General features: G+C 37.7%; 9 protein-coding genes. 5 read left to right on the top strand and 4 right to left on the bottom strand.

What is annotated here, in order from left to right; all coding sequences use genetic code 11:
• Positions 1 to 115 precede the first annotated feature (115 nt).
• The 3 genes from pulA to ABXG98_RS06435 form a co-directional block, all read right to left on the bottom strand.
• Entirely contained in the window at positions 116 to 4,213 is a 4,098-nt protein-coding gene (gene pulA / locus ABXG98_RS06445) for a pullulanase-type alpha-1,6-glucosidase (protein WP_353537872.1), read from the bottom strand.
• 4 nt (positions 4,214 to 4,217) lie between these two features.
• A complete protein-coding gene (locus tag ABXG98_RS06440) occupies positions 4,218 to 4,889 on the bottom strand; it encodes a PEP-CTERM sorting domain-containing protein (RefSeq protein ID WP_353537871.1) in 672 nt (223 codons plus the stop codon).
• A gap of 258 nt (positions 4,890 to 5,147) precedes the next feature.
• A complete protein-coding gene (locus tag ABXG98_RS06435; RefSeq protein WP_353537870.1) occupies positions 5,148 to 6,359 on the bottom strand; it encodes a helix-turn-helix domain-containing protein in 1,212 nt (403 codons plus the stop codon).
• A gap of 283 nt (positions 6,360 to 6,642) precedes the next feature.
• On the opposite strand from ABXG98_RS06435, the gene ABXG98_RS06430 reads away from it, so the two are divergent.
• The 5 genes from ABXG98_RS06430 to ABXG98_RS06410 all read left to right on the top strand — a co-directional run bounded on the left by ABXG98_RS06430 (position 6,643) and on the right by ABXG98_RS06410 (position 9,422).
• Positions 6,643 to 7,098 carry a DUF6326 family protein gene (locus ABXG98_RS06430; protein WP_353537869.1) on the top strand — a complete coding sequence of 152 codons (456 nt, stop codon included), beginning with the start codon at positions 6,643 to 6,645 and terminating at the stop codon, positions 7,096 to 7,098.
• A 409-nt stretch (positions 7,099 to 7,507) separates the two neighbouring features.
• Complete coding sequence (locus tag ABXG98_RS06425) at positions 7,508 to 7,882, top strand: hypothetical protein (protein WP_353537868.1); 375 nt, start codon at positions 7,508 to 7,510, stop codon at positions 7,880 to 7,882.
• A 41-nt stretch (positions 7,883 to 7,923) separates the two neighbouring features.
• Positions 7,924 to 8,436: a DUF2867 domain-containing protein gene (locus ABXG98_RS06420; protein WP_353537867.1), complete on the top strand. Its 513-nt coding sequence runs from the start codon at positions 7,924 to 7,926 to the stop codon at positions 8,434 to 8,436.
• Positions 8,433 to 8,987, top strand: coding sequence for a TetR/AcrR family transcriptional regulator (locus ABXG98_RS06415; protein ID WP_353537866.1), 555 nt, complete (start codon positions 8,433 to 8,435; stop codon positions 8,985 to 8,987). The genes ABXG98_RS06420 and ABXG98_RS06415 overlap by 4 nt, the downstream gene beginning before the upstream one ends.
• A 45-nt stretch (positions 8,988 to 9,032) precedes the next feature.
• Entirely contained in the window at positions 9,033 to 9,422 is a 390-nt protein-coding gene (locus ABXG98_RS06410) for a DUF6463 family protein (protein ID WP_353537865.1), read from the top strand.
• 1,107 nt (positions 9,423 to 10,529) lie between these two features.
• On the opposite strand, the gene ABXG98_RS06405 is transcribed toward ABXG98_RS06410, so the two are convergent.
• Positions 10,530 to 12,422, bottom strand: coding sequence for a prolyl oligopeptidase family serine peptidase (locus ABXG98_RS06405; protein WP_353537864.1), 1,893 nt, complete (start codon positions 12,420 to 12,422; stop codon positions 10,530 to 10,532).
• Positions 12,423 to 12,523: the final 101 nt, after the last annotated feature.

Below are 12,523 nucleotides of genomic sequence, written 5' to 3'. Positions count from 1 at the left end.
TTCCATGAAGTAACTTTACGGTAAAGTCGATAAATAGGCCTGCGCTCTTAATGAGCGCAGCACCATAAAGTAATCAAACACGATAAAAAATATAGTTTTACGCACGAATAGAGCGTTATTCTACTATTTCACTTATCGTTAATACAGGTGTATTTATGTCGTTCGCATCAAGTACAAAAGCTAATATTTGGGTGTTAACAAGCGTTAATGAAAGGTTATCATTAGAGTTTGGTGTTAACTCAACGTTAGTACCTAACGTTATAGCGTGTGCCCCACCCAAATTAGGACCACCTGTGCCTCCCCAGTCAGCATCAGCAACTTTTAATGAATGTTGGCCGTCGGAGATTTGATAACGGCCACTATAAATACCGTTACCTTGATAAGTTAATGGGCGATTAGTGCCCCACTCATTCATTAAACCTCTTAAGTAGATAACCTTATCACCGTAAGGTGCTGGTATTGCTAGTGGTTCATCTGGTGTTATCAATAAACTTGGGCTGTGTCCGTCGCTAGCGTCTAATTCAAACACATACTTACCATCAGCAATAAGGTTTAATGTTAAATTATTGCCGCCGTTAATTAAGCTAGTCGCTTGAGCGATAGGCATATTGAACCCACCACCAATATTTGCCGTTGAAAAACTATCATCTGCAATTTTGAACTGATATTCACCCTGCTGTAAATCTGTAGCTAGTCGGTATTTATCATTACCCATATAAATAAAAGGCAAGGAAGTATCCCAATTATTCATCGCACCACGTAAATAAATGGTGTTGGTGCCATAAGCAGGTAATGCCGATAAACCAAAACCTTGCTCTTCTCCTTGTGGTTTAACAAATACTGCGGTCGTTAGTGCAGGTACAACAAAATTGCCATTGCTAAAACTAGCGGTTTGCACGCGAGTATCTGCTGAGTTCGCCTGGTTTTGATGTAGTTCAAAGTTAGTCGCATTATTAACGTTGAAAGACTGTTCACTGCTAGTACCATTAAATAGCACCACAATGGCATCGTTTGCCGGGTCTAAATCTGTCAACCCTATTCCATCATCTAAGCTCATTACTATTAAACCTTGGCGCTGCTCGGTACCAATGTTATGAAACTTAATACGGTTAGATACTTGCTCTGCCGTGGTCAATCTAAATAGCTTACTGGTTGCTCTAATATTGATAAACTCTTTAAATAGAGCACTCGTTAAGTTAATTGCTTGAGCGCTAAAAGCATTATTCGCATTAGCACTAATCGCACTAATCGTTGGCCATTTATTTTGGTTGTCTTGGGCTAACGGTAAACCAATATTCCAATTACTTTGTGTTTGTGTGAAATCAATACGATTAAACCAATCACCGGCATCATAGGTATTTCTATCCATTGATTTTGAACGAATTAAATCTGATCCCATTTGTAAAAATGGAATTCCTTGGCTCAATAGTGGTAATGAAAGCGCAATATTTTGCACCCTTACTTTATCGCTAACGCTCATTTGGGCAGGCAAATGATACTGTAGCTGATCCCATAAGGTTTCATTATCATGCTTAGAGACATAATTAACGGTATCTGCTGGGTCGCTACTGTAACCTGCTGGTTGACCATTCCATTGATAATCATAACTAGATAGATAGTTACCACTAGCGGCAACAAACTGATAGCTATCAATATTCCCAACTAAACCAATACGGATAACATCTTGATCATCTAAACTACCGCCATCATTAAATAAAGCAGCGCCTCGCACAGCGTCACGTTGTCGGTCAGAGTATGTGCCTATTTCGCTGCCGGCCATATTAAGTTGTGATGCTTGTTCAAAACGGCGGTTATTGACCACTTCGCCGAAATTCCAACCTTCACCATAAAAATAGCTATCAGCATCTACAGCTAATACCGCCTTTCTTGCTTCAAGAATAGCTTGCTTAGGAATATGTCCCATTAAGTCAAACCTAAAGCCGTCAAAGCCAAAATTTTTGGCAAAGCTCACTAATGAATCATTCATTAGTTTAGCCATCATTCTATGCTCTGTTGCCGTATTTTCACAACAAGTAGAGGTTTCAATAGCTCCACTATATTCATTTAACCTATGGTAATACCCTGGTACTACTTTATCTAATACCGAGTTATCATATAAGCCTGATGATGCGGCATGGTTGTAGACAACATCAAGTACTACCCGTAGTCCAATTTCATGCAATGCTTGGTTCATTGCACGCATTTCAATGATGCGGCTAATGCCATCAGGATTTGAAGCGTAACTACCTTCAGGTGCGGCAAAATGCTGTGGATCATACCCCCAATTAAAGCCGTCAAAACGTCGCATTGATTCAACCAGTGCTTGCGCTTGTGTTGTACTTGGGTCGTAATTTTTTAAGACATCAAGTAGTACAGTATTGTCATTCTCGACACCACATACTGGCGTATTAGCGTTCAGTTGGCATAAATCAGCCACCGTATCGGTTACATCAACACGCTGACTAGCATCTTCCTCGATAGAGGCGATGTCATTGGCAGGTAATACATGAAAATGCGTTAAACCTGCCGCTTGTAGTTGCTGTAAATGCTGCATAGGTAAAGAGTCTGCTTCGGTAAAAGCAAGATACTTTCCGCGATTCTCTGCGCTTGTGCTTTGGTCTAAAGCACTAAAGTCACGAATATGACCTTCATAAATAATGCTGTCCTCAAAACTTGCTACTGTAGGTACAACATGAGTATCCCAGCCTTGTGGTTTTAATTCATCGTCGTTTAAATCAACAAATTGACTATATCGACCATTAGTTGATAAACCGACAGAATAAGGATCTGTAACCGTTAAGTTTTCCATTTTACTGGTCAGTGGATGAAATACGGTTAATTGATAACGGTAATAAAGGCGATCAACCGTCGATTTTTCCGTGCGATAAGACCAAATACCTGTCGCTTCATCGACAAGCATTGGCTGAGTCTTTACTTCTTGCTTTGCAACATTATAAATCTTAATTGCCACTTGGCTTGCAGTAGGCGCCCAAACTGCTGCGGTTACTTGACCATCTTGATAATTAACACCTAAGTTTGCTTCATCAGCATCTAAGCTGTTGCGGGTATACAAATAGTCCAATAAACGTGGCGACTGCACACGTGTCGCATCGAGTAAATTTTCTTGTTGATCTAAAGCGACTACGAGTAATTGATTTTTAACTAATTGTTTTGCTTGAGCATCATCTATATCTAAGGTGAAGCCTTTAAAGCCATTTAAGTGTGGGTTTTGTTGATAATAACTCGCGTTAGCATCTTTGGTAGCGAGTGTTTTATATGGTAAGTCATTCAGTAGCGCTTTGTCGATAACCTCAATACCTGCTTCTGCGGCATAATACAAACGGTAACTATCTGCGTTATTCACTTCAGTTGACCATAATAACGTACTGGTGTCTAACCAATGAACGCGCGCACCATCCAAAAAAACAGGCCGAGTGCTAACTGGGGTATACCAGATGTCAGGGTAGCCATTAAAGGTGAAGGCCTGCTGGCTTTGCTCGGCTTTTATAGGTTCGAAGCGACTATTACTAGCACCAAGCGCTTTGTCATTCCCCTTATGAATAATGAAGTTATAGCAATCGGCACCAGGTTCTACACTAAGAATATAATAGCCGCCATATTCTGGATGTATGCCATCAATAGGGTACGGAGATGACCACTGAGAAAAATGAGCACTGTCAGTAGTTGGACTCGCATAATTACCGCAACCTTCGCCGTTCCATAAATGTAATCCCCAACCATCATAGTTACCATCTGCGCGTTGATAAAAAATAGCTATTTGATTATCGCTTAATTCAAGCCCTGTACCGCTCGTGATTATCTCCACCTTATTGATGATTTCAAAAGCAATAAGCGCACGTTTGAGCTCAAGTTTTAACGTAAACTTATGGCTGGCACCTGCAGCTAGTTCCCCTATCGACAAATTGATATAAGGAACACCATCGTCATGACCATCAATATTTAGTATCTGGTGGCTGCTGCTCGGAATGAAAACTCGAAATGGCCCGGTTAATGTTTCGCTACCTTGGTTAGTAATAGTAACAATTGACAAATATTGATTATTGATGCGATCGTAAACAGGACGAGGTGAATAACTAAAATCAGTTTCAGCTGTATTCTGCCATGCAGCATAGCTAAAGGGGGTAGTCAGTAACATTAATAATAGCGCAAATTGTAGCGTTAATTGCCACAGAGTTTTTTTATAAAAATTCATGCCATTATCCTCGGTTGGAATTAAAGCGTTGTTGGCTAATTACACCTACCATAGCGATTAATAGCATGATAAGTGTACTTGGCTCTGGCACTGAAGTTGTTACAGAAGTTAACAAAACATTGTCTATCATGAGTTTTGATGACACCGACGTCGGGTTAAAACCACCTTGTACAGTGAAATCTAGGGTCCAATTTGTTTGGTTGTAAAAGCTAGGGTCTAATAATGCGGAAAAAGCCCCTGACTGGTAGAGACTAGTCGCTTCAATAAGATGTCCATGTTCACCATTAGCATTGAATAAAGTTCCTGTGCCATTGCTTAAACTGACAAAAAAACTGTCGGCTAACAAGCTACCGTCATCAAAACCAGAGAAATTCCAATCAAAGCTAAGCTGCAAACCACCACTGGCAACCGTTAAGTCTAAGGCAGTGAAAAGCGTATTGGCATTAAATGCAGTAGCCCCCTCTAATAGATCAACACTAATAACAGCACTACAGTCGCCGGCATTATTATTAATACTAAAATCCCCTGTTGAACCCGGGTCACCAAAACCGTCAGTGTCTTTGTGCCAACCTTGAAAATCACAACGTTGGAAATCACCATTGTCAATGATTGAGCTATAGCCATCAACACTAAAGAGAAGTACACATACCGCGGTTATAAACGCTCTTACTTTCATCACTATCACCTTGTTTTTATATTTTATTTTAATTTATTTTTGTACAGCACATTTGTCATAAGGCTTATCGTAGGGCTTAGTACCTGAGTTACAAATATCCAACATTTGCTGTTGGTTTATTAAACGCTAGTTATGAGAGGATGTTAGATTGAATACGTATGCATGCATACGTATTCAATCGTTTAGAGAGTAGTGTGAGTGATGAAATAAGGCTTTAGTTTAAAAGATTAATGCTTCAGTAATAGATTTACAAAAACGTTATATTGAATTGACGCCAGCATTCCCTTCTTTCATTGACTTAGATAGCTTACGAAACTCACTTGGGGTTGTTCCAGTCTCTTGCTTAAAGGCTTTATAAAAGGAAGGTCTCGCGTTAAAACCAACCTCAAGCGCGACATTTAGCACACTGTCTTGATTGGCTAAAATTTTCGATTTGGCAGCCTCAATACGCCACTTGTTGATGAAGTCAAAGAAGTTAGTGCAGAGCGTTTCATTCAGCGTTTGTGAGATATAGTTGGGAGAAATAGCTAAATGGTTTGCGAGTTTTTGCAATGATAAGCTTGAATCTAAATATAACTTCTCCTTACTCATCGTGTTATTAATTTTATCTGCAATACGACTTGCTTGCTCAGAATCTAGTGCTGAACGCTGATACTTCATTGGAGGACTGAGTACAATGCTATTATCATTATTTGGGGCTGCTGTATCTAGCGTTTCATTTTTACCATAGTCAGTAAAAACTGGCTTTTGTTGCAAGCCAAAGTGAGCCAAACTCCAGACCAACAATAGGGACAGCAAGCTCTCAGTTCTTATATTAAATAAAAAGTTGTCAAATAGGTTGGAAGAAAACACCGTAACCAAAGAAAACAACCATGTGCAAATAGCAATAAATAGTAGCCAGTTCATCCAGTTAAGTGCTTTATCGTCATGGTTTGAAAACACGTTTTTTAGCTGTTTTCGATAATCAACCAAACGACGAATAATACGGAAAGCTAAATACACACATTGCCCCAACCAAAGCATCATCAACACCAATAAACCTATAGCTGTGGCGATAGCTAAAGGGGCAACTACATCAAGGTCATCAATAAACATGTCGTTATACATGCTTTTTGGTAAAGACAGGATCATGACACCAATAAGCATAGCGGGCCATAACAAAGAAAAATAGCGTATTTGTTTGCGGTTTAGTTGCCAAGGTTTTTCAGCGGTGATCCCTTCAATATAAAACCATAAAGAAGGACACAACAAAAAAGCAATAGGAAATGCTATCGCGCTATAAAGTTGGCTAACATCAGGAAATTGTGCATAAACAACTGGCACCAATGCGATTGTGCCGTTGGCGAATAAAAAGATTGCTAAGGGTAAAAAAACGACAGACTTCAATGCGCGCTTCAAAAGAATTGGAACGCTTAACAATATCTGTCCTAGCATAATCATGCTGATAATCATTACGATAGGGTCAGTCAAATTTCATACCTTATTTGCACACTTAAATATTTAAGCATTAATTCTACTTCATTATCCTAGAATATACCTAAAAAAGTGTCCGCGCTTCTAGTCTCGGACGACATAAGCGCTTATAAAGCCTATTATTTTAAACAATCACGGACAAATTGTAATATTGTGTCCTCGTTACCTTGTGATTGATGAAGTGTTAATACAAACCTTGGTATTGCCCTTCACTAATAATTTTAACCATCACCTTTTGCCTGTTCAAAGGGTAAAAACAAATAGAGAAATGGAGTTACAAATGAGTTCAAACAATAGTACCGCGCAAGTTTTTGAAGACTTTCAAATTAACGTCAAACTGAAAATCTCTGCACTTTGGGTCGCGGTAATGTTTTGTTATGTCTATGGCGACTATATCGAAATTTATGTACCTGGAGTACTAGCTGAAGCAATGCTGGTAAAATCAACAACAGAAACGCAATTAGAGTTTTTTGCAGTCGCGCTACTCATGGTAATACCTAGTGTGATGATATTTTTCACCTTAGTGTTAAAACCTATAATTAATCGCTTATTAAATATTATATTGCCTATGTTTTATATAATTTTGCTTGTTGCGGTAAATTTAGGTGGTGGTTGGGTGTTTTACCTATTTTTAACGGCAATAGAGATTTTCATTTCAGTGGCGATTGCTTGGTACGCATGGAACTGGCCAACAATCGAAAATAATAATGAAACATCGTTGTCTCACACATTTTAAAATTGGCTGACATTGAAGAATAGCTTAGCCGTGAATTAAACACGTTTCACTTCAGCCATTTATTGGAATTAGAACAGAATATTATTGAAGGCGCCTTTCATAAAGTATTGGCGCCGTAGTACAGGCAATAGCAAAGAAAATATAATACGCAGATATTGCAGGTAATTTTTCATCTAGTAACCTGTCTATTTAATATAGGTTAAGCAACTTTATGTCACTACTTAATAGCTAGTGATCTATCTCCCTCTCCTATTGTAAATATTATTTATAGCAATTTTAATTTGATTAATGATCGTTATGATCATAACATAAAAACATACCATACTGTATGGTATGTTTTTATATGTAATATATGTTCTTTTTAATCGTTCATATCAGTTAACTAGTTGAGCTTAGTAAGGAGTATTAAATGCAGGTAACATTTTTATGGACAGCTGTTGTAATGAGCTTTGTTACATTTTTAGTACATACATTTGTCGGTAGTCGTAGAGTTGCACAACCTTTGCTAGTCAATACCTCCTTGCCTATTGCATCTAAATGGTTGAATTATTACTGCTGGCATATCACCACTATTTATACTTTTTTGATGGGTGGCGGTTATGCATATGTAGCATTAAATCCAAATAAACCTGAATTGGTTGTTTTTTTAAGTATTCTGAATAGTTGTTTTGCTGTTCTCAGTGCTTTGGTTGCACTAAAGGGGAATATTAACCCGTTTCGTTTTCCTTCTACGTTACTTTTTTCAACCGTGTCTGTGTTGGGTATTGCAAGTTTGTTGGTTTAAGTTTATTGATTTGGGTTGACTACCGAATAAAGGAAAGTTTGATGATTAAAATATTCGCCGCTATTCATGCTTTAAAGCTACCAATCGATGATCGTCTGAGTGGCAAAGCAATCGCGCCTTTTTTCAGAGATGCACTGCAAACGCAGTTATCACAAAAGCAACTTACCCCCAGCGAAGTGCAATATGCCATTTTTAATTATTTACCTAGTTGGGTTAATGGCCTAATGCAACTGCGCAATAAACTGGTAAAGCTATTTGGCTTTAAAGTGGGACAAGATAATTTAAGGCCAGAAAGCGATGAATTATCTATTGGCGATCAAGCAGGCTTTTTAACTATTATTGAAAAGTCAGATGATGAAATAATCAGTTATGCCGATGATAAACATATGACTTTCTATTTAAGTGTCAAAAAGCAAGGTAATAACGTCGTTGTTTCGAGTTTGGTTAATCAAAAAACACTGATTGGCCGTATTTACGTTAATGCCGTTCTGCCCTTTCATTACTTTATTGCCCGTATCGTAATTAACAATGCCATTAAGGCGAAAAGAATATGACTAAACCCGCTAAAAAAAACCGCATAGACTGGCTAACCTTTGCACTTGAAATACTCATTAAAAAAGGGCCTGACCATCTTAAAATAGCACCTTTATGTGATTTAAAAGGCGTGACTAAAGGCTCTTTTTATCACCACTTTAAAAATCGTGCAATGTTTATCGATAACTTAATGCAGCATTGGTACGAAACCACCACAGTTGCCTTTATTGAACAAGCCAATACTCAAGACTCACCGCTAGAGCGGTTAAAAAAGCTAGATAAAGTCATTACCAGCACAAACATTGAAGCAGAAGTGCATATCCGTGCTTGGGCACTTAAAGACCCAACCATTAGTGTACATTTGCAAAAAATAGACACTCAACGACAAGAATATTTAGCACAGTGTTATTTCGAATTAGGGCTTGAACAATCACAAGCTAAAGATGTTGCTTTAATGGCCTACGCCAATTTTTTAGGCATGCAGCAAATTCATCCAACACCAAGCGTAGAAGACGCATTGAGAGTATCGGTTATGGCATCAAAAGCATTGCTCCCTAATATTGATAATTAATATTGATAGCTAATAAACAAATTTTAAAACTTAAAGGAAGCTACCATGAAAGCGATGAAATACTCCGGTTATTATTTATTTGCCACGGGCGTGATACACAACTTTATTGGGCTGATGCTTGGTTGGTCAAGCTTAATAGGCATGCACCAAGACGGTTGGCTATTTTCAACTGTAGTAAATGGGCAAATGGCATTTGACCGTGAAGCCATAAGTTGGTTTTTAATTAGCGGTACATTTTGGATGTTGTTTGGATTGATGCTACAAAAAGCATTAAACGAAGGCTTTATACCGCCACTTTCACTTGGTTGGGGCTTTATAGCTATTGGCATTACTATAGCGGTTATTATGCCGATATCAGGTGCTTACTTATTTATTGTGCAAGGTGTCATATTACTGATGGGGTCTTCATCTAATAAAACGCTGGTTTCAACCTAATTTTACCTATCTGATATTTGCGAGCCTAATACTTAAATATAAGTAATAGGCTTTATATTAACTAAGTAAACTGGTTTTAAAGGCTGATTCTCCTTTTCTCTTTGCAGCATACCTCTGCTTTCATTTTCAACTTAGATATACCCAATTTTTGTAGAGCGTCTTCATTTGATTAGAGAATTCAATGATTACTTGGATGGTTAAACCTTGTTTGTTTGATTAATGACTTCTCAATTTTATCATTTCAAAAAAGGTACTCATCAGCATGTTCTCAACGTTGCAACAGTTCCCAGCATATCCGAACTTGGTCTTTCTGTTGAATTTAACGCCGACAACACCCCCAATAAAATCGATATGGGCCCAGTATATACAAAGCTGAGATCGGTGCTACACAAGTACTTGCCTGTGTAAAAGCTGCTGGAACCTTCAAAAGCGTTTAATGAAAGTAAAAGTCAGTTGATTACTTTTCTGACTCCTTTAATTGATATGATCATGTAACTTAAACCATAATTTCCTGCCCATAGATGAATTATCGGCAATCCAATTTATACTCTTGAAATTATAAAGTTTGATAAAACGTACAAATGAAAATCTATAAAATCAATGCGTTATGGTTTATTACAAAACGATTTAGGCTGAAATCTATTACACCATGCCGCCCACTCACAGCCTATCCATTTGATAATCAACTAAAAAATAAAACTAACCAAGTGGGATACCCCACATTATACCCCCGCAGCTCAAGTGACTTAGTTAAGCTGTTGATAAATATTAAAATAAAGTTTTTGTTAAAAACAAACATCTTGGTTCACCACTATTCCAACACAGAGTTTAGATTTGTTTCTACTCAATGCCTTCTTAAGCGCTTTGCTGACATTAACTTTTGTATATACTTGATCATATCAATGGCAATACTAATTGAAATTTCTTGCTCATTTAGGGCTAGTTCAAACTCATTGAGCCTTTGATACATACTTCATTATTGTAAACTAGAATAATAAGAAGCGCCCCTATAATGAAAGGCGCTTCATAATGGTGATCGACAACATTGGACCAAATGATTTGCTTAAGCATATATTGCTCTACAGCAAGCTAAGTAAAATAGTGCTCTTATAAATACTCTTTTAAGAAGGATAGGTATTTATCTGACGCACTGATGCGATTTGCCTTTTTACTAAAGCCATGGCCTTCATCATCAAATACTAGGTAATCAACGTAAGTGCCGCCGCCACGAATAGCTTCAACCATTTCATCACTTTCAATTTGAAGCACACGAGGATCGTTTTTACCTTGCACAACTAAAACAGGGCTTTTTACTTGATGACCGAAAAATACAGGTGAAATACTGTGTAATCGTTCTTTGTCTGTCGCTGGATCGCCTAATTCATCATATAGGCTTTGTCTGAACGCTTCCCAATATGGAGGAATACTTTCTAAAGTACGTACCCAGTTGGTTACGCCAAAAATATTAATACCTACTTTAAATTCATCGGTAAACGCCATAGCAGCCATCGTTAGATAACCTCCATAACTACCGCCCATTACACCTATACGATCTTCATCAACCCAATCTAGCGTTTGTAAATATTTCTTATTGTATACAACGTCTTTTAAGTCATGGTCACCATGCTTTTTATCATCTAAATGATAAAACGTTTTGCCATAACCATTGGAACCACGATTGTTAATTTTTATAATGGCATAACCGTTGTTTACCAAATGCTGAGTATAAGCAGAGTATCCTTTACGAGATTGTCCGCCAGGGCCGCCGTGAATCATTATCAATGCTGGTACTTTTTGAGTAGTTGCTTGTTTTGGTTTATACAAAATTGCTGGAATTTCTAAACCGTCAAAGCTTTTAAATCGTACAACTTCACCCGCAACCAAATTTTCTTCTTTAATTGCTGGGTTGCCAGAGTTGGTCAAACGCTTAACGCTATTACTTCCCATCTTATGCACATATAAATCTGATGGCGAAATATCAGAATTAACATAAAAAACGAGAGTTGTAGAATCGGCAGAAAAGTTCACACCACGCAAATCACCGCTTGGCATATTCGGCAATGCTAGAGACTTATTACTCGCAACATCTTTTATTTCAATTTTTGTTTGTGCATCGGCGTTGATTCCAGTGACTTGGTATTTTCCGTCTTCGGAAAAATAACTAAACCTTACATCCCAAGGTGCTTTGAAATTAATGGTATGCTCACCTGACGCTATATCGTATGACCAAGCTTGATTAAATTCACCGAATTCGTTTGTGGCATAGATTAATTGCTTACTATCTTGAGTGAAGGTGTAGGCAAAATACTCAACGTTGCCTTCATGTGGTGATACATGAGTTGGTTTAAGCGACTTCTTTAAAATGTCGACAAGGTATAGGTCTGAATTACTATTAGAATGCGACTTACTTAACGCGACAAATCGCCCATTTGGACTCATCGACTCAATTGAATATCCAGTTGTATTTTCAAATATGAGTTGTCGGCTATAATCGCTCACTGAGTATTGATAAACATCAAAGTATTTTGCATCACGTTCATTGGTCATTACATAAAAGGTTTCTTTGTCTTTATGCCAGGATAGAAAGTTAGCTTTGTGTCCTGAACCAGGGGTTAAATCAGTTTCTTCGCCATTTAACTCCCTAACAAATAGGTGATCTAATTCATCTCCACCTTTATCAGCTGAAAATAAAAACCTTTCATCATTTGGAAACCAAGAATCGACGTATATTGATTCTTCGGTTGAAAAAGTTAGCTGAGTTGGCAAGCTGCCGTTTAGTGGTACTTTATATGCGTTGTAAATACCTGAATCGTCGTTACTTACAAGAACGGCATCACCTTTATAGTTAATGGATGAACCAAAAGTACTAGTTGTTTTAAAGAATTCTTCAGCGCTATAGGTTTGTATCGAAATTTGTCGATTTTTATCTTCTTGATCAGAACTTGAGCATGCCGTGAGGGCGAAGCCTAATAAAGCTAAGCTTATGAAACGTTTAAACATATATATGTCCTTATTGTGCTTTTTTAATTAGTATTATTTTATTCGAAGTTAGTATGGTGCAAAGTCCGTGTTTATACAAACCATATAATATTGATTAATAT

The organism is Colwellia sp. KU-HH00111, from assembly GCF_040362745.1.
Classification (GTDB): domain Bacteria; phylum Pseudomonadota; class Gammaproteobacteria; order Enterobacterales; family Alteromonadaceae; genus Colwellia.
The sequence above is the reverse complement of the archived record's forward strand: the minus strand, read 5'-3'. Positions and strand labels throughout refer to the sequence as shown.